The following is an 18,845-nucleotide window of genomic DNA, read 5'->3' on the forward strand; positions in this document are numbered from 1 at the left end:
ATCCCCGGGAGCAGCCATTGAGGCAAGCGTTTGATTCAGGTGCCTGCATGGTTGTGCTGCACGGTCGAACATCGCCGGCCGACGCATTACATGATCCTAATATGGTGCGGGTCCGGCGCAGAATGATACCGATGGCGTGTGCTAGCCCTCAGCGGCGGTCTTGAAGGTCATCAAGAAGCAATCTCGTCACCACTGGACGTTGACTGTGCCGAGGACGGGGTCACCATTTCGCCGCCCCGTCAATAGAGCCATAAACGCCCGTCTCCTTGTTGCCGGGGAGGTGCCCGTCGGTCAACGCGGGATTCGTCCAGGTGCGCGCTTGCACTACACAGAATCACGGGTTCTTTCGTCCCAACCCTTCGTGGCTCGGTCCGCGTGCGGTCCTGCCTGCTACGTGATGGCCGGCAGGCGAGGCCATTCAGAGTCACAGGCTTGGAGCCAACCTCGTTCCGGTCTGCGACCGCCGGGACGATCATCCGAAGTCGCGCTTAGACGAACGGGACCAGGTTCACTGACAACCGTTTGATTTGCGTGGAGTGGAGAGTGATTTCCTCCACCGACCGGCCGCTTCTGGCCGTGGGCCGCCCTCGCGGCCATGATAGTACCCGAGGATGATCCGATTAGCCGAGAGCGACCCGAAGCAGTCACCAACACCTACCCGAAAATGGCGAAAATGCTGTCAGGAACCATTTTCACGGTGGTCGTGGACCAGAAATGGTGTGATGGCATGGCGGGAGTGAACCTGGGCATGTTTTCCCGGTCCTCACCTGAGAGGACATCGCATCTCCGGAGCCATGGATGAGTCTGAGCTACGCGCGCTTGCGCCAGTTGCATTTCCGCAGATCGCTCGCCGAGCGCTTCCGCGGCATGGCAAAGACCGCCGTCGTGGGCATGGGGTTTTTCGGTAGTGCGGGCGTGTTTGCCATCGCTAGCTTGATGGTCGTTCTGGCCGATGGTCTGATGGCGCTGATGCACGCGCATGTGGGAGTGGTCGAGCGGCTGGGCATTCTGCTTGGCTGGCAGTGCGTGACACTGGAGTTGTTGTGGCTGCTGCACGGGGCAATCTTCATGCGTGATGCGGAGCCGTTCCTTGCGGCGTTGCCCATTCCCGATGCTGCCGTCTGGCGCGCCGATTTGCGCATCGTCATGCAATGTTATTCGGTGCTCTGGCTGCCGCTGATATGGCTGCTCTACATGCTATGGAGTCAGGGTCCGTCGCTGCAGGCGGTGTCGGCGAGCGTGTCGTACTTGGTGATGGTCGGCGCAGGCATGGTGTTAAACGTGTTGTTGTTGCGCAACGCCTATCGTCGCGCTGCCGTGATGGTTTTACCCATGCTTGTGTTGATGGTGTTCCGGCCGCAAAGTGTGCTCGGTGCTGTCGCCATGCTTGTTACAGCGGCTATCGCCATGACGTTCGCTTTTCGCCCACGGCGGGCACGGTTTCAGGCGCTTCGATCAACGGGCCGGTCACGTGCGATCTTCGAGCGTATCGCACTGGCGAGCGCGCTGGTCATGCCTGTGTCTTTGCATGCCTTACGCGAGTCGCTGGTGGTTCGAGGAGGCTATCTGCTTGGTGCGTGGGCGCTGGCGATGACCCTGCTCGCAGGCCATGCGCCGAGCGTCGGTCTCGCCACGGCGCTTCTGATCGGCTTGATGGCGATCGCGTCGGCTGCGTTGTATCGATTGCCGGTGCTTGTGCGCGGCATGATGCTGGAGCGGCTGGACTTCCTGGCAGGCCACTGCGCATTCCGAAGGCGCGTTACTTGGTTTGCCGTACTGCCGCCGGTGGTGCTTTTCTCGCTCTGCATGAGCGCGTACTGGCAGACTGCGGTCCGCGCGTTGCCTCCTGGAACGTCTCATGCGGCTCTGCCTAGTTATCCGCTGCTCGGCTATGCGGGACTGTTTGCACTGGGCGCATTCAGCGCGAACTGGACGCGCGACACGATGCGGTGGCTGATGCCGACGGCGCATGTCGTACTCACACTGATTTTTCTGACGGCGGCGCTTTCATGAATTCCATCGAATCGCTTGGCTTGCATGAACTGACGTTGCCGTTCGGGCAGGTGAGGGCGCTTACACGCACGTTCGGCTTAGGACTGCATCTGGTCGTGGGTCCCAACGGAATTGGCAAGACGTCGCTGCTGCGAGCCATTGCCGGAGCGTTGTCGCCAATGACCGGAGTGATTCGCCTGGGCGATGTACCCATGAAGCGGCATTCAGATCGCGTATTGCTGGCTCCGGGCGCGCCTCCTGCCATTCCCTGGCTGCGTGCGGGCATGCTGATCGACTTCGTGACTTCGCTGTATCCGTCGAGTCGCCGTTCACTCGAATATCGGACTCACGTGCTGGAGCAACTGCAGCTGAGTCACGCTGTCGATGCACCGCTCGGGACGCTTTCGGCCGGCATGGCCAAGAAAATTCTGCTGGCGGCGACCCTGATCGCGGCACCGTCGGTCATGCTGTTCGACGAACCGATCAACGAGATCGACGCCGCGTCACGCGATGCGCTGCTGACCCTGCTGGCAGATTATCAACGCGACCGGATCATGCTGGTCTCGACGCATCATGTGGCTCCTTTTCGGGAGATGGCCGCCAGTATGCTGACATTAGGTGAAACTGGCGTACCTTCGGTGTCCTAGGTTCGCAGGTTGGGCTGACAAAGAAAGCCCATCAGGTTCTAGGTCGCGTAAGCCACCACTCAATGCATCGTCTCCGCCCCACCACTGGCGAACGGCGGCTTGGCGAACCACAGCACCGGGATCAGGCATACGAACAGCACGGCGCAGCACCAGAACACGTCATTGACCGACAGCGTCAGCGCTTCGCGGGTGATGACGCGTTCGACCACGGCCCAGGCGCGTTCGCCGGTGATGCCGCCGGCATGCAGGGTTTGCAGGTAGCTTTCCGCGGCCGGGTTGGCGTGGTTGACGTGCTCGGTGAGCATGGCCTGGTGATAGTCGGCGCGGTGTTGCCACAGGGTCACGGTGACGGCCGTGGATACGCTCGACGCCATGGTGCGGAAGAAGTTGGCCAGGCCCGAGGCGGTGGCGACTTCGTGGTCCTTCAGGCCCGACAGAATGATCTGGTTCAGCGGAATGAAGAAGCAGGGGATCGCCAGGCCCATGACGAAGCGCGGCATGATGAGGCTGCCGAACGAGGCGTCGTTGTTGAAGGTGGAGAACCAGTACGAGGTGATCGCGAACACGGCGAACGAAAACGTCACTACCGCGCGCAGTTCCAGCCGGTCGATGTTGCGGCCGATCACCGGTGACAACAAGAAGGCGAGGATGCCGACCGGCGCCGTCGCCAGACCGGCCCAGGTGGCGGTGTAGTCGAGGTTGACCTGCAGCCACAGCGGGAACACCACGTTGATGCCGAAGAAGGCCATCATGCCCAGCGCCAGGGCGATCACGCCGACGGTGAAGTTGCGCTTGCGGAACAGCGACAGGTCGACAATCGGGTGCTTGGCCATCAGTTCCCAGGCGACCAGGAAGGTCAGGCAGACCAGCGCGATGATGCCCAGGGTCGTGATCAGCGGCGAGGAGAACCAGTCCTTGTCGTTGCCGTTGTCGAGCATGAACTGCAGACAGCCCACGCCGACCACCAGCAGACCCAGGCCGACGATGTCGATAGGCACCTTGATCGTCTTGGTCTCGCGCTTGCGCATGATGCCCCACACCACCGCGCCGGCCAGCAAGCCCACTGGCACGTTGATGAAGAAGATCCACGGCCACGACAGGTTGTCGGTGATGTAGCCGCCGAGGATGGGGCCGAAGATCGGCGCGATGACCACGGTCATGGCCCACATCGCCAGCGCCATGCCCTTGCGTTCGACCGGGTAGGCGGCCAGCAGCAGAGCCAGCGAGAGCGCTACCATCGGACCGGAGCCGGCACCCTGCAGCAGGCGGAAGATCACCAGCATCGGCATGCTGGTGGCCATGCCGCAGAGCATGGAGAACGTCACGAACAGCAACAGCGCGGTGACGAAGGTGCGCACTTCGCCGAAGCGTTTGGCGATCCAGCCGGTCAGCGGCTGCATGATGGCGCTGGCCAGCGCGTAGGAACTGATCGCCCAGGTGCCTTCCTGCGGACTCACCGCCAGCGCGCCGGCGATGTGCGGCACCGCGACGTTGACGATGGTCAGATCGAGAATCTCCATGAAGGTGGCGAAGGAGATCGCGATCGTGAGCAGCACCAACGGGGTGCCATGCAGCGGTTTGTTCGGCGCTGGTGCGTTCGAGGACATCGCGTTCGGAGTTCCCGGTGAGTCGGCGCGACCGTGGCCGCGCCGTGGTTCGGCAGGCGAGGGGCGCGGTTACTTGGTGCCGAGATTGGCCTGGATGATGGCGTCGGCCTCGCGCTTGGCTTCGGTCAGATCGCGGTCGTAGACGCCGGTCTTCGAGACCGCCTGATCCGTCGGCTGCTGGGCCAGCACGCGGCCGTCGCGGTTGTGCGTGTCGACGTTGACCTCGGTGGACAGGCCGACGCGCAGCGGATGCTCGCGCAGTTCCTTCGGGTCGATCGAGATGCGCACCGGCACACGCTGCACCACCTTGATCCAGTTGCCCGACGCATTCTGCGGCGGCAGCAGGGCGAACGCGCTGCCGGTGCCGGCGCCGAGGCCGACGACTTTGCCGTGGAAGGCCAGACCGTCGTAGATGTCCGGCTTGATCTCGACCGGCTGGCCGATGCGGATGTGGGCCAGCTGCACTTCCTTGAAGTTGGCCTCGACCCACAGATTATTGAGCGGAATCACCTGCATCAGCGGCGCGCCCGGCTGCACCTGCTGGCCGACCTGCACGCTGCGCTGGGCGACGTAACCGTCGACCGGCGCGACGATGGCGGTGCGATGCGCGGCGAGCCACGCGGAGCGGAATGCGGCACGCGCCTGCATCACCGCCGGGTTGTGCTCGATGTCGGTGCCGTCGATGGCGGCATGCGCGGCGGTGGCGTTGCGCTGGGCGACTTCGAGCGCGCTCTGCGCGGTGCGCACACGGTCGCGCAGGTGCGCCATTTCCTCGGGGGCCACGGCCTGCTGCTTGAGCAGCGGCTCGCGGCGCTTGAGGTCGGCGCGGGCCAGACTCAGTTCGACCTTGCGCGCGTCGACGGCGGCGTCGGCCTGGGCGGCGTTGGCGAAGGCCTGACGCACGCGGCGCACGGCTTCGGCCAGCGCGCTGCGCGCCTTGGCCAGGTTGACGTCGGTGTCGGTGCGGTCGAGCTTGACCAGCGTCTGGCCGGCGTGGACCAGATCGGTGTCGTCAGCCATCACCGCGACCACCGTGCCGGGAATCTGCGAGCTGACCGTGACCTGGTTGCCTTTGACGTAGGCGTCGTCGGTGACTTCACGCTGCGAGAACACGAATAGCCACAGCAGGAACCAGATCAGGCCGGCCAGTACGAACACGCCGCCGATGATCAGCAGGATGCGTTTGCGCTTGCCGTTGCCGGCGGCGTTCTCGTCGCCGTTGTTCTTGGCGTCGGTCGTCTTGTCGTCTTGGGCGCTCATAGGGTCGGTTTCCGCGCGGAAGAGGTGGCAGGAGCCGGGGCGGTCGTGTCATCGGCCGTCGCCGGAGCGTGTTCGAGGTGGTAGCCGCCGCCGAGGGCCTGGATCAGACCGACATCGGCGTCGAGGACCTGGGCGGTGAGCTGCAGGCGCGCATCGCGCTGCTGCAGCACCTGCGCACGGGCCTGCAGGACGGGCTGGATGTCGGTGAGGCCCTGGCGCTGGCGTGCTTCGGCATTGCCTTGCAACGCGCTGACGGCCTGCAATTGCGCCTGTTGCTCGTGACGCTGGGCACGCAGACGCTGCAGGTCCAGCACCTGGGTGGAGACTTCGCGCGCGGCGTTGACCACGGCGTCGTTGTACTGCGCAACCGCCGCCTGCAACTGCGCCTTGGACACGCCGTAGCCTGCGCGCAGCAGGCCGCCTTCAAAGATCGGCAGGTGCAGGGCGGGCGTCAGCGCGAATACGCGGCTTTCCGGGTGCAGCAGTTTGCCCAGGTCGATGCTGGAGAAACCGGCCATCGCGCTGAGGCTGAAGTCCGGGAAGAACTGGGCGCGTGCCGCGTCGGTCTGGCGCAGCGCGGACTCGACTTGCCAGCGGCGTGCGGCGATGTCGGGGCGGCGTGCGATCAGATCCAGGCCGGCGTCGGCCGGCAGGGTCGTGTTGGCCGCGGGCAGCGGACGTACCTTGAGCTCGGGCAGCTGCTTCGGCGCGATGCCGATCAGTGCGGCGAGTACGGCGCGACGGATCTGCGCGCTGCCACGCAGCGCCGCGACTTGCTGCCGTGCGGCGGCCACGCTGGCGCGCGCCTGCTGCAGACGGTCGTTCGGTTCCAGACCGGCCTTGACGCGTACATCCAGCACGTGAACCAGGCGGGTCTGATCACGCACCAGTTGTTCGGCCAGTTGCAGGCGATGTTGATCGGCCTGCCAGCCGAAGTAGGTGCGGGTGATGCCGACCTGCAGCGCCAGCGCGGCGGCGCTGCGCTCGGCGGCTGCGGCGCGCACCTGGCCGATGGCGGCCTGCACCGCGGCGCGATTGCCGCCCCACAGATCGAAGTCGTAGCTGCCCTGCACGCCGACGTCGCCCTGGTTGTACCAGGTGAAGCCGAGGAACTTCGAGGGGATCAGGCCGTTCTCGCTGAGGCGCTGGCGGGCGACCTGGACGTTGCCGTTGATGCGCAGGCCGACTTGCGCCGCGGTCAGCTTGGCCGAGGCGCGCGCGGCGCTGACGCGGCTGCGCGCGGCGGCGAGGCTGGTGGCGTCCCGCAGCGCGTCGTCGATCAGGCGGTCGAGCTGCGGGTCGCGGTAGCGCTTCCACCAGTCGGCATCGGGCCAGGCGCTCTGCGATCCGGAGACGGGCAGGCCAGCCAGCGGGGCCTGCGTGCGCAGATCGGTGTGCCGGATCTTGTCGGGCACCCCGACGCAGGCGCCCAGCAGCAAAGTCGCGAGCGCGACGGCGAATACGCGTGGGGGAGTCATCGGGTTCATTCCTGGACGGTATCCATGGCGTCGAGGTTGCGGAGCAGCTTTTCCAGCAGAACGGTCATCTGCCGGGATTCGCTCCGGGTGAATGCGGAGAACAGGGCTTTCAGGTTCGGCTGCAGTTTCGGCAGCAGGGTGCGGACCAACTGCGAGCCTTCCGGCGTCACCTGGAGAATGATGCGGCGGCGATCCGCGTCGCTGGAGCGACGGGTGACCAGACCGCGTTCGAGCAGCGTGTCGACGATGCGTGTCATGTTGGTCGGCTTCTGTGACGCCCACTGGCACAGGTCGGACGGATGCGCCTGCTGCTCCGGGCTGCTGAACAGCATCATCAGCGTGCGGAATTCGCTGTTGCCGAGCTGGTAGGGCTTCAGCCAGCGCTCCTCGGACTGGTCGAGGCCGGCGTTGACGATGTGCAGCATCCGCAGCAGGACGATGTCGTCGATCGGCAGGTCGGGCACGCGTTCGGCGACGCGGCAGACGGCGGCTTTCATGGATTGGCAGGAGTCGAGCAAGGTGCTCATGTCCGAAATGAATAGTTCATTAGTGAACTATTAGCCTAACAAGTGTGCTGACTGGTTTACAAGCCGGAAGAATGGAGGCGTCGCTTCCGGATACCCGGAAGGCTGGTTCGCGGGGAGATGGTCAGGCTGGCGCGGTGCCGAACAGGCGCAGCGCGTTGTCGCGCGTGGCCTGGGCGATAGCCTCGCGCGGCATTTCGCGTAGTGCTGCGATGCTGTCGAGCACTTCGACCAGATAGGCCGGTTCGTTGCGCTGCTGCCGGTGGGCGGCGCCGGGCTGATCGGGCGCGTCGGTTTCCAGCAGCAGTTGTTGCAGCGGCATCGTTGCCGCCAGGCGGTGCAGCTTGCGCGCGCGATCATGCGTGACCGGTCCGCCGAGTCCCAGGTGGATGCCCAGATCCCAGAGCTGCCGCGCCTGTTCGATACTGCCGCCGTAGCTGTGCACGACGCCGCGCACGGGACCTTCGCGGCGCAGCGTGAGGATGACTTCTTCGACCGCCTTGCGCGCATGAATGACCAGCGGCAGATCGAGTTCGCGCGCCAGGCCGATCTGATGACCGAAGAAGCGGCGCTGACGCTCGGGTTCGATGCCGACCTGGAAATCGAGTCCGCATTCGCCGACGGCGGCCGGCGATGCGTCGCGCAGCCAGCGTTCCAGGGAGGCGAGGTCCTCGTCCCGATGTTCGGCCATGAACATCGGATGCAGGCCATAGGCCGCATGCAGGCGGACGCCGTGTTCGCACGCCGCACAGAGGTCGCGCAACCGCGGCCAGTGCCTGGCCGCGGTTGCAGCCACGAGCATGTCGACGACGCCAGCGGCGGCGGCCCGCTGCAGCATGGCGGAGCGATCGCCGTCGAACGCGGCGTCGTCCAGATGCGTATGGCTGTCGAAAAGCGTGATTGCGGTCCCGTTCATGTACGCTCGCTGTCGCGTAACCACGGGCATTATGGCCAATGGCACGTGCAGGCGGGTACGGCGAAGGCATGCCTCGCTGCAGGATTTAACGCGGACCTTATGAGTTGTTCAGTTCCGCAGTGCTTGAATTTGAACACATAACAATCAGGCATCCATTCCACGTGGATGAAAACAGGAGGCTAGAGATGAACAAGTTCGTTACCAAGGCGCTCGTCACGGGCATCGCCATCGCCACCGCGGGCGGTTTGACCGCATGCAACCGCAACGCCAGTGCGGAAGGCCCGCAGTACGCCAAGGTGGTCAGCGCGACGCCGATCAAGAAGACCACGAACAATCCCCGTCAGGTCTGCCACGAGGAGACCGTGACGCATCACAAGCCGGTCAAGGATCAGCATCAGATCGCCGGTACGGCCATCGGCGCCGTGGCGGGCGGTCTGCTCGGCCATCAGGTCGGTGGCGGCAAGGGCAAGACCCTGGCGACCGTCGCCGGCGCCGTGGCTGGCGGTTACGCCGGCAAGAAGGTGCAGGAGAATCATCAGGAGAACGCCACCTACACCACGCAGGAGCAGAAGTGCGAGACGGTCAACAATCCGTCGACGACCGTGGTCGGCTACAACGTGAAGTACCAGCTGCCGGACGGCACGGTGCATTCGACCCGCATGGACCACAATCCGGGCGACACGGTCGAGATCAAGCAGGGCACCACGGTGGTCTCGTCCAACTGATCGCGTGATCGCCGACGGATCGACGATTCGTCCCCACCGCCAAGGTATCCCCACCAAGGAGGTTTCATGTCCATCAAGATGAGTACTTTGCGACGCTTCATCCCCGTTGCGCTGGCGACGTCCATGCTCGCGCTGGCCGGTTGCGCCACGGGGCCGTACAACTCCGGCGGCAACGGTGCCGGATACGGCACGAGCTACAGCGGCGGTAACGGTTACCGCAACAGCCGCAGCTGCCCGAGCAATCAGTGCGGCGTGGTCGAGGACGTGAGCCGGGTCTATGTGTCTGGCGGCAATCAGTCTCACGTGCTGGGCACGATCATCGGCGCGGTGGCGGGTGCGGCGCTGGGCAACCAGGTCGGCAAGGGTGACGGCCGCAAGGCGGCCACCGTGGCCGGTGCCGTGGCCGGCGGCGCCGTCGGCAACGAGGTGGCCAAGCGCAACAGCGGCGACGTGCCGGCGTATCGCGTCGTGGTGCGTCTGGACGACGGTCGTACCGCGACCGTTACCCAACGCGAGGATCCGCGCGTGCGCAACGGCGACTACGTGCAGATCAGCGACGGTCGCGTCTACATGCGTTGATCGCGTTTCACGCACGTGGCGACACAAAAAAGCCCTCCCGTTTTCGGGAGGGCTTTTTCTTTCCCCATGAACCGGGTCGGGTCGATCAGTTGGCCGCGTAGAACGCGTGCTCGCCGATGGTGCGCAAGGGTGCCTGTGTGGCCCACTTGGGCGAGATGCTGGTGGTGGCGAAGTGATCCGCGCCGGGCACCACCATCACGCGGTCGGCCCGCGGAAGTTTCCAGATGGCCATGCTTTCGCCGGCGATCTTCCAGGCTTTGGTGAAGGCCTTCAGGTTGGTGACCTGGAAGCTTTCGGGCGTGGTGGAAAGGGCGAACTGACGCGGTGCGCGCACCACGTCGCATACGGTCTTGCCGTAGTAGCCGCGTTCGCGGCGGCGCAGGGCCACCTCGGCGACGGCAAACTGTCCGATCGTCGATTCGCTGCGGGCTTCCAGGTACACGGTCGTGGCCAGACAAGTCTGGTCCGCGAGCGGTTGCGGAAGCATGGAGGTCATCCACAGCAACCAGGCGAGTTTCATCGTTGCATTCTCCTCAGAGGTGCGGTCATGCCGTACAGGCCATGCGCGCGCTTGAGCGGCAGCCGTTTCGTTCGGTCTGCCGATCGTTACCGATTTCGCGACGTGCACACACACACATCGCAAAACGAACGCCGCGTTCCTGCGCAGCGCCGATCCGAATTCATACGTTGTTGGAGTCTTTGTACCGATGCACGGCATATGGCGGGAGCGAATGGGTGGCTCCGCACATCGGTGTTCGCGTCGATGCGAACGTTACATGCCGGCGAAACATGCTGCCGGGTCGCGCCAATCCGGAATCATCCGGTTCGTCGCGCACACTTCGATGACGAAGCAAACTGTCACCATCACGTCATCGAATAACGCAAATTTATCTTCAGTGACCGCATCGAGTCAATCACGAGGGCGGTCATATTCATGTTGAGTTAACGGTGCTGCGTGTAGCGCATCACGTTTCATGCACCGAATGCGCGCACGATGTGCGGCGCATCGTCATGCGTTGCCGCTTCGCTTTCGAGTCGCATCTGCGTGCGTTCGTGTGCAAGGACAAGCGCGTCGCGACCGATGCAGTCGAGCACCCGCAGCGATGCATCGTCCGATGCTTCTGGCGCGCCCGCATCGAGGGATACGCGGTCTCCCGGCACGCATGGCGCGGCAAGCTGCACGTGCAGCAGCACCTGCTTGTGGCCGCCGCGATAGTGCAGGCGCGCGGCGATTTCCTGGCCCGGGAAGCAGCCCTTGTCGAGACTCAAAGCGCCCAGGCGGCGCAGGCTGAGCGCGGGCGGCAGCAGCGTGCCGATCACGGCATCCGGCAGCCAGGGTTCGCCGTTTGCGATGGCCTGTCGTCGCCAGGTGGTGTCATGCGACGCCTCCGTCGGCAGCAGGCAAAGGCGTCGATCGCCGAACCCGAGATGCAGTGCATCGTCGACGGACTGCACGCTGCCGGCGGGCAGGGCGGCGCCGGCCTGCAGCGAACGCGAGGGCAGCGCTTCCAGCGTCACTTTGTCGCGGAACACGAAACGCTGCAGTTGCGAGGCCATCGCTCCGGCGTCGCCGCCGCGCAGCGCCAGCAGGAGGGTGTGTTCGTCGATACGCAGCAGGTGGAACAACTGCTGCACCCGGCCGCGTGCATCCAGCCATGCGCTCCATTGCCATGCGCCGACGGCCAGCGAGGACACGTGGCTGGTGAACTGCGCATGCGCGAAGCGCAAAGCGTCGACGCCCGCGATGCGGAGCAGGGAAGTATGCAGTGGAGCGGGTTCGTGAAGCGTCATGTGCGCGTGGTTTCCTGCGGATGGTGCGCGCTTCGAGCAGCGCGGCCGTGCGTGTTCAGCTTGTGCTGGTTCATGCCAGGTATTAGGATTTTAAGGATCATTTCCAAGCCCATGAACGACACGACTCCCACGCCGACCGATTCCCGCGACTCCACGCCAAAGCCGTCTGGAGCGGCGAAGGTCGTGCCGGCATCGGATCCCACGAAGCACGAGCAACCCCGTCCCGATCCTGTCCGCTACGGCGACTGGGAGAAGAACGGCCGTTGCATCGACTTCTGAATGTTCCGCGTCGGCGTCGCTTCGATGGGCGCGCAAGCGATTCCCTTTACACAAGGATAGCCACGATGGCACAGAGCGGGCGACCTCTTTCACCGCACCTCGGCATCTACCGCTGGCAGGTGCAGATGGTGACTTCGATTCTGCATCGCGCGACCGGCATTGCCCTGGTCGCCGGCGCGCTGCTGGTGTTGTGGGGCCTGACGGCGCTGGCCGCGGGGCCGGACGCCTGGAGTTGCTTCACCGGCTTCACCGGCAGCGTGTTCGGTCTGATCCTGCTGCTGGGCTGGACCTGGGCGCTGATGTTCCACCTGTGCAACGGCGTGCGGCATCTGCTGCAGGACGCCGGCATGGGCTACGAGATTCCGCAGTTCGTGCGTTCGAGCTGGCTGGCGGTGGTCGTCAGTCTGCTGCTGACCGTCGCGATCTGGGCATACCTGATGGCTGGAGGTGTCCTGTGAGCGATCTGCGCAACCCTCTGCAACGTGCACGCGGTCTGGGCTCGGCCAAGTCCGGCGTCGGCCACTGGTGGATGCAGCGCATGACGGCCGTCGCGCTGGTGGTGCTGTCGATCTGGTTCGTCCTGACGCTGCTGTCGATGCTGCACGCCGATTTCGCCACGGCCCACGCGATGCTGGCCAAGCCGTGGAACGCGGTGCTGATGATCGCCTTCACCACCAGCATGTTCTGGCATGCGCAGCTCGGTCTGCAGGTGGTGATCGAGGACTACGTGCACACGCGCTGGCTCGAGGTCAGCCTGATGGTGCTGGTCAAGCTTCTCGCCGTCCTGTTCGCGCTCGCCTGCGCGCTGGCGGTCCTGCGCGTCGCGCTCGCCGGCTAAAGGAAGATTCATGGAAAGCTACAAGATTCAGCAACACAAGTTCGACGTGATCGTGGTCGGCGCCGGCGGCGCCGGTCTCCGCGCGACGTTCGGTCTGGCGCAGAAAGGCCTCAAGGCGGCCTGCGTGACCAAGGTCTTCCCGACGCGCTCGCACACGGTGGCGGCGCAGGGCGGCATCGCCGCCGCGCTGGGCAACATGGGCGAGGACGACTGGCGCTTCCACTTCTACGACACCATCAAGGGCGGCGACTGGCTCGGCGACCAGGATGCGATCGAGTACATGTGCAAGCACGCGCCGGAAGCGGTGATCGAGCTGGAGCACTACGGCGTGCCGTTCTCGCGCACCGAGGAAGGCAAGATCTACCAGCGTCCGTTCGGCGGCATGACCACGCATTACGGCAAGGGCACCGCACAGCGCACCTGCGCCGCGGCCGACCGTACCGGCCACGCGATCCTGCACACGCTGTATCAGCAGTCGCTGGCGCACGATGCGCAGTTCTTCATCGAGTATTTCGCTACCGACCTGATCTTCGACGACGAAGGCGTGTGTCGCGGCGTCATGGCGCTCGATCTCAACGAGGGCACGCTGCACGTGTTCCGCGGTCACGCGGTGGTGCTGGCGACCGGCGGTTACGGCCGTGCGTACTTCTCGTGCACCTCGGCGCATACCTGCACGGGCGACGGCGGCGGCATGGTGCTGCGCGCTGGCCTGCCGCTGCAGGATCTGGAATTCGTGCAGTTCCATCCGACCGGCATCTACGGCGCCGGCTGCCTGATCACCGAAGGCGTGCGCGGCGAGGGCGGCTACCTGACCAACTCCAAGGGCGAGCGCTTCATGGAGCGCTACGCGCCCAGCGCCAAGGACCTGGCTTCGCGCGACGTGGTGTCGCGCGCCGAGACCATCGAGATCCGCGAGGGTCGCGGCGTCGGCGAGAACGCCGATCACACCTACCTCAACCTGATGCACCTCGGTCCCGAGGTCATCCACGAGCGCCTGCCGGGCATCGCCGAGACCGCGCGCATCTTCGCTGGCGTCGACGTGACCAAGGAACCGATCCCGGTGCTGCCGACCGTGCACTACAACATGGGCGGCATCCCGACCAACTATCACGGCGAAGTCGTGCACAAGAAGGGCGACGATCCCGATGCCGTGGTGCCGGGCCTGTTCGCCATCGGCGAAGCCGGCTGCGTGTCGGTGCACGGCGCCAATCGCCTGGGTTCCAACTCGCTGCTCGACCTGGTGGTGTTCGGTCGCGCCGCGGCGCATCGCTGTGCCGAGATCATCCAGCCCGGCGCCGCGCACAAGGACTTGCCGTCCAGCGCGCTGGACAAGGCGCTGTCGCGCTTCGACAAGCTGCGTCATGCCAACGGCGGCACCGCGACCGCGGATATCCGCATGAAGATGCAGAAGACCATGCAGAGCGACGCCGCGGTGTACCGCACGCAGGAAACGCTGCAGGAAGGCTGCGACAAGATTTCCCAGGTTCACGCTTCGTTCGAGGACGTGCGCGTCAGCGATCGTTCGATGGTGTGGAACTCGGATCTGGTCGAGACGCTGGAGCTGTCCAACCTGCTCGATCAGGCCGTGGCCACGATGTACTCGGCCGAGCAGCGCAAGGAGTCGCGCGGCGCGCATGCGCGCGAGGACTTCCCCGATCGCGACGACGAGCACTGGATGAAGCACACGCTGGTGTCGGTGGACGAGAAGGGCAAGCCCAGCTTCGACTTCCGCCCCGTGCACATGAATACGCTCAGCGACGAGGTCGAGACCGTCCCGCCGAAGAAGCGCGTCTACTGAGTTTCGGACTGGAGAAGCAACGTGGCAGAGTTCACGCTACCGAAGAATTCCAAGATTCAACCCGGCAAGCATCATCCGGCGAAGGACGCGAAGAAGCCGCGTACCTTCAAGATCTACCGCTGGAGTCCGGACGACGGCCAGAACCCGCGCATGGACACCTTCGAGGTGGACATGGCGAGCTGCGGCCCGATGGTTCTGGACGCGCTGCTGAAGATCAAGAACGAGATCGACTCCACGCTGACCCTGCGCCGTTCGTGCCGCGAGGGCATCTGCGGCAGCTGCGCGATGAACATCGACGGCACCAACACGCTGGCCTGCACCAAGGCCATCGACGACTGCAAGGGTGGGGAAGTCAGCATCTACCCGCTGCCGCACATGCCGGTGGTCAAGGATCTGGTGCCCGACCTGACGCATTTCTACGCGCAGTTCGCCTCGATCAAGCCGTGGCTGCGCACGCAGAGTCCGGCGCCGTCCGACGCCGAGCGTCTGCAGTCGCCGGAGGATCGCAAGAAACTGGACGGTCTGTACGAGTGCATCCTGTGCGCGTGTTGCTCGACCAGTTGCCCGAGCTACTGGTGGAACGGCGACAAGTACCTCGGTCCGGCCATCCTGCTGCAGGCCTACCGCTGGATCGCCGATTCGCGCGACGAGGACACCGGCGAGCGTCTGGATGATCTGGAAGATCCGTTCAAGCTGTACCGCTGCCACACCATCATGAACTGCGCGCGGACCTGCCCGAAGGGGCTGAACCCGGCCAAGGCGATCGCCGAGATCAAGAAGCTGATCGTCGAGCGTCGCTCCGCCTGAACGTGTCGGTTCGCGCGTCGTGTCACGGCGCGCGAACCGCTTCGGGCGGTTGCGCGCTTTTTTATTCGGTGTAATTTAGATCGATCCAAGTTCGTGTTGTGCCACCTGTCCGGCACCGCCCAAGGAGGAACACCGCATGCACAGCCATCCGATTTTCTCCCGCTGGTCACGCGCATCGGTCGACATGGGGCGGCGACCATGGCGTACATGGGCGATACCGGGAGTACTCCTGGTTGCGAGCCTCGGGCTGGTCCCGACCGCTTTTTGCCATACGAATCAGCCAACTGAAAGTGTTTTTTACACTTCTTTCGAGAAACCCGACGCGCTCGCATCCGGTGCGGGATCCCGTCAGACGGGGTGGTCCGTACGGCGCGTAAGCGGTCCGAGTGCGTCGGAAGTGCTGACGGCCAAGCCGGAAGCCGGATTCACCGGCACGCATGCGCTGCGCTACGAAGGGCGGGAGCAGGCCGAGGGGCGTGCCGCTGAGCGGACCTTGTTTCGCGTACGCGTGGCGGTGGCCCAAGACACGCATCTGTCGTGGAAGCTGTTCCCGGTACACGCCGATGCGCCGGATCCGCAGCCGGCGATGCACGTCATCGTCGATCTGCGCTTCGCCGACGGTTCGCGGCTGTCGGCACTGGGCGCGCGCGATCAGCATCGGGTGGCCTACACGGCACGAGGCGAGGGCGCGTCGCGCACCTTGTACCAGGACCAGTGGAATGCGCTGGACATCGATCTCGGCGCGGTGGCCCACGGCAAGGTCATCACGGACATCGAGCTGGTGGCGCAGCCGCCGGCCGGCCATGCGGCTTTCCATGGCTACATCGACGATATCCGCATCGGTCCCGCTCGCGAACCACATCCTTCTTCGCCCAGCGGCTACGTCGACACCCGCCGCGGCAGCAACGCCAACTACAACTTCTCGCGCGGCAACACCTTCCCGGCTACGGCCGTGCCGCATGGTTTCAATTTCTGGACGCCGACCACGAATGCCGGCTCCAACTGGATCTACCAGTATCAGGAGAGTAACGACGCGCAAAACCGCCCGCACATCCAGGCCTTCTCGCTGAGTCACGAACCCAGCCCGTGGATGGGCGACCGGCAGACCTTCCAGGTCATGCCGGCGATGGTCGCGCACGGCGCGCCGCCGCTGGATCGCAAGGCGCGCGCGCTGGCGTTCGATCACGATCACGAGACGGCCAGGCCGTATCTGTACCGCGTGCGCTTCGACGACGGCATCGTCGCGGCGATGACGCCGAGCGACCATGCCGCGATGATGCGCTTCCGCTTTCCTGGCCACCACGCGCAACTGGTATTCGACAACGTCAACGATCACGGCGGCATCACGCTGGATCCGAAGCAGCGCACGATCCAGGGTTTCTCCGATGTCGCCAGTCGGCTCTCCACCGGCGCCACGCGCCTGTTCTTCTACGCCACGTTCGACCGCCCGGTGCGCGCGAGCGGACGGCTGACCGGGCATGGCCGCGATCACGTGGCTGCCTGGTACGGCTTCGCGCTGGACGATTCGCGCACGGTGACCATGCGCATCGGTACCTCGCTGATCAGCGTCGCGCAGGCCCGACGCAACCTCGATCGCGAGATTCCCCCGGGTACCGACTTCGCGCAGGTACAGGCCGCCGCACGCCAGCGCTGGGATGCCTTGCTCGGCCGCATCGAAGTGCCGGGCGCGTCCTACCGCGACAAGGTCACGCTGTATTCCAACCTCTACCGCCTGTTCCTGTATCCGAACCAGGCTTTCGAGAACGTCGGCACCGCGGCGCATCCCGACGAGCGCTACGCCAGCCCGTTTTCGCCGCCGGTGGGCAAGAACACCCCGACGCACACTGGCGCGCGCATCGTGAAGGGGCGGCCGTACGTCAACAACGGTTTCTGGGACACCTACCGCACGGCCTGGCCGGCCTACGCGCTGCTGACGCCGCACGAGGCCGGGCAGATGATCGACGGCTTCGTGCAACAGTACCGCGATGGCGGTTGGATCGCGCGCTGGTCCTCGCCGGGTTATGCCGATCTGATGGTCGGCACCAGTGCCGACGTGGCGTTCGCCGACGCCTGGAACAAGGGCGTGCACAACTTCGATGTGCGCAGCTTCTATCGGGCCGCGCTGAAGGATGCGACGGTGGTCAGCCCGATCCCGGGCGCCGGGCGCAAGGGGCTGGCCCGCTCCATCTTCACCGGCTACACCGCGAACGACGTCGACGAAGGCTTTTCGTGGTCGATGGCCGGCTACCTCAACGACTTCGGTTTGGCCGAACTGGCTCGGAATCTCGCCGCGCATCCGCCGAGGAACGATCCGTACGCGGCGCACTATGCCGACGATGCGCGCTACTTCGAGAGCCGCGCGCTGGGCTACGTGCATCTGTTCGACAAGGCGGCCGGTTTCTTCGTCGGACGCAAACCCGATGGCGACTGGCGTATCGATGCCGCGCATTTCGATCCCTACGCCTGGGGCGGCGACTACACCGAGACCAACGCCTGGGGCATGGCTTTCGACGCGGTGCAGGACGGGCAGGGGCTGGCCAATCTCTACGGCGGTCGCGCCGGGCTGGCGAAGAAGCTGGACGCGTTCTTCGACGCACCGACGATCTACCACGTCGGCGCCTACGGCGGCGTCATTCACGAGATGCGCGAGGCGCACGAAGTGCGCATGGGCCAGTACGCGCACAGCAATCAGCCCGCGCACGCCATCCTGTACATGTACGACGTCGCCGGCCAACCGTGGAAGACCCAGGACAAGGTGCGCGACGCGCTGTCGCGTCTGTACAACGGCAGCGCCATCGGTCAGGGCTATCCCGGCGACGAGGACAACGGCGAGATGTCGGCCTGGTACGTGTTCAGCGTCGCCGGTTTCTATCCGCTGCGCGTGGGCACGCCGACTTACGCCATCGGCGCGCCGTACTTTCCGAAGATGATCATCCATCTGGAGAACGGCAAACGCATCGTCATCAACGCGCCGAACGTCAGCGACAAAAACCGCTACATCCAGTCGCTCACGCTCGACGGCAAACCATACGCAAAGACCTGGCTGCGTCATGCCGATCTGGCCGACGGCGCGGTGCTGGATTTTCGCATGGGACCGAAGCCGTCGCGTTGGGGCACCGCGGCGGACGAGGCGCTGCCGTCGATCACGCACGGTTCGGCGCGCCCGCAACCGCTGGTCGATCGGCTCGATGCCGGACACGTCACCGTGACGCTCGATGGCGATGTCGCGCAGGCGCATGCGTTGATCGACAACACCTCGCAGACGCATGTCGAGCTCGGCTCCGGCGACGTGGAGGCGCGGTTCGCCCATCCGCAACGCGTGCGCATGTACACGCTGACCTCGGCTTCGCATGCGCAGGAAGCGCCGGTTTCGTGGCAGCTGTTCGGCTCTCGCGACGGCCGGCATTGGGTGCGCATCGATGCGCGCGAACGACAGCGCTTCGCATGGCCGCAGCAGACGCGCACGTTCGGCGTCAGCGACGTCGGCGCCTATACGTATTACCGCTGGCGTTTCGCGCGTTCGGCGGCGGGCCAGCCGACATCGCTGTCGCAGATCGAGTTGCTGGGTCGACCATGAAGCACTGACGATGCATGGGCCATGCGC

At 65.1% G+C, this 18,845-nt stretch carries 17 protein-coding genes; 10 read left to right on the forward strand and 7 right to left on the reverse strand.

Going from position 1 to position 18,845, the window contains the following annotated elements:
* Nucleotides 1-798: 798 nt before the first annotated feature.
* Both LF63_RS07145 and LF63_RS15500 read left to right on the forward strand, forming a co-directional pair.
* Nucleotides 799-2,013, forward strand: a complete 1,215-nt coding sequence (locus LF63_RS07145) for a DUF6136 family protein (RefSeq protein ID WP_043100630.1) — start codon at nt 799-801, stop codon at nt 2,011-2,013.
* A complete protein-coding gene (locus LF63_RS15500) occupies nt 2,010-2,639 on the forward strand; it encodes an ATP-binding cassette domain-containing protein (protein WP_081945131.1) in 630 nt (209 codons plus the stop codon). Before LF63_RS07145 ends, LF63_RS15500 begins: the two co-directional genes overlap by 4 nt.
* Nucleotides 2,640-2,698: 59 nt before the next feature.
* Here LF63_RS15500 and LF63_RS07155 read toward each other — a convergent pair whose 3' ends face one another.
* From LF63_RS07155 to LF63_RS07175, 5 genes are all read right to left on the reverse strand, one after another.
* Nucleotides 2,699-4,246 (reverse strand): DHA2 family efflux MFS transporter permease subunit, encoded by a 1,548-nt coding sequence (locus tag LF63_RS07155; protein ID WP_043100635.1) that lies wholly within the window; start codon nt 4,244-4,246, stop codon nt 2,699-2,701.
* 69 nt (nt 4,247-4,315) lie between these two features.
* Nucleotides 4,316-5,506: an HlyD/EmrA/EmrK family protein gene (locus tag LF63_RS07160; RefSeq protein ID WP_043100636.1), complete on the reverse strand. Its 1,191-nt coding sequence runs from the start codon at nt 5,504-5,506 to the stop codon at nt 4,316-4,318.
* Nucleotides 5,503-6,984, reverse strand: a complete 1,482-nt coding sequence (locus tag LF63_RS07165; RefSeq protein WP_043100638.1) for an efflux transporter outer membrane subunit — start codon at nt 6,982-6,984, stop codon at nt 5,503-5,505. Before LF63_RS07165 ends, LF63_RS07160 begins: the two co-directional genes overlap by 4 nt.
* Before the next feature lie 5 nt (nt 6,985-6,989).
* Complete coding sequence (locus LF63_RS07170) at nt 6,990-7,481, reverse strand: MarR family transcriptional regulator (RefSeq protein WP_161782330.1); 492 nt, start codon at nt 7,479-7,481, stop codon at nt 6,990-6,992.
* A gap of 151 nt (nt 7,482-7,632) precedes the next feature.
* A complete protein-coding gene (locus tag LF63_RS07175; RefSeq protein WP_184655027.1) occupies nt 7,633-8,424 on the reverse strand; it encodes a TatD family hydrolase in 792 nt (263 codons plus the stop codon).
* Between the two features lie 185 nt (nt 8,425-8,609).
* Here LF63_RS07175 and LF63_RS07180 point away from each other — a divergent pair, with 185 nt between their 5' ends.
* Nucleotides 8,610-9,149, forward strand: a complete 540-nt coding sequence (locus LF63_RS07180) for a glycine zipper 2TM domain-containing protein (protein WP_043100642.1) — start codon at nt 8,610-8,612, stop codon at nt 9,147-9,149.
* 66 nt (nt 9,150-9,215) lie between these two features.
* Nucleotides 9,216-9,728: an outer membrane lipoprotein gene (locus LF63_RS07185; RefSeq protein ID WP_235205287.1), complete on the forward strand. Its 513-nt coding sequence runs from the start codon at nt 9,216-9,218 to the stop codon at nt 9,726-9,728.
* 85 nt (nt 9,729-9,813) lie between these two features.
* Here the strand turns inward: LF63_RS07185 and LF63_RS07190 are convergent, their stop codons facing one another.
* On the reverse strand, nt 9,814-10,248 hold the full coding sequence (locus LF63_RS07190; RefSeq protein WP_043100643.1) for a cell wall hydrolase: 435 nt from the start codon (nt 10,246-10,248) through the stop codon (nt 9,814-9,816).
* 452 nt (nt 10,249-10,700) lie between these two features.
* A complete protein-coding gene (gene ygfZ, locus LF63_RS07195) occupies nt 10,701-11,519 on the reverse strand; it encodes a CAF17-like 4Fe-4S cluster assembly/insertion protein YgfZ (protein WP_052394818.1) in 819 nt (272 codons plus the stop codon).
* Nucleotides 11,520-11,630: 111 nt separating this feature from the next.
* On the opposite strand from ygfZ, the gene LF63_RS15505 reads away from it, so the two are divergent.
* From LF63_RS15505 to LF63_RS07225, 6 genes are all read left to right on the forward strand, one after another.
* The gene (locus LF63_RS15505) at nt 11,631-11,798 is read left to right on the forward strand and encodes a DUF1674 domain-containing protein (protein ID WP_081945132.1); all 168 of its coding nucleotides are present in this window, start codon (nt 11,631-11,633) and stop codon (nt 11,796-11,798) included.
* A 65-nt stretch (nt 11,799-11,863) separates the two neighbouring features.
* The gene (gene sdhC, locus LF63_RS07205) at nt 11,864-12,256 is read left to right on the forward strand and encodes a succinate dehydrogenase, cytochrome b556 subunit (protein WP_043100647.1); all 393 of its coding nucleotides are present in this window, start codon (nt 11,864-11,866) and stop codon (nt 12,254-12,256) included.
* Entirely contained in the window at nt 12,253-12,636 is a 384-nt protein-coding gene (sdhD, locus tag LF63_RS07210; RefSeq protein WP_043100650.1) for a succinate dehydrogenase, hydrophobic membrane anchor protein, read from the forward strand. Before sdhC ends, sdhD begins: the two co-directional genes overlap by 4 nt.
* A gap of 10 nt (nt 12,637-12,646) precedes the next feature.
* A complete protein-coding gene (gene sdhA / locus LF63_RS07215; RefSeq protein ID WP_043100651.1) occupies nt 12,647-14,434 on the forward strand; it encodes a succinate dehydrogenase flavoprotein subunit in 1,788 nt (595 codons plus the stop codon).
* 21 nt (nt 14,435-14,455) lie between these two features.
* Nucleotides 14,456-15,241, forward strand: a complete 786-nt coding sequence (locus tag LF63_RS07220) for a succinate dehydrogenase iron-sulfur subunit (RefSeq protein WP_043100654.1) — start codon at nt 14,456-14,458, stop codon at nt 15,239-15,241.
* A gap of 184 nt (nt 15,242-15,425) precedes the next feature.
* Complete coding sequence (locus LF63_RS07225; RefSeq protein WP_081945257.1) at nt 15,426-18,818, forward strand: GH92 family glycosyl hydrolase; 3,393 nt, start codon at nt 15,426-15,428, stop codon at nt 18,816-18,818.
* Nucleotides 18,819-18,845 lie beyond the last annotated feature (27 nt).

This window comes from Oleiagrimonas soli (assembly GCF_000761445.1).
GTDB classification, from domain to species: Bacteria; Pseudomonadota; Gammaproteobacteria; order Xanthomonadales; family Rhodanobacteraceae; genus Oleiagrimonas; species Oleiagrimonas soli.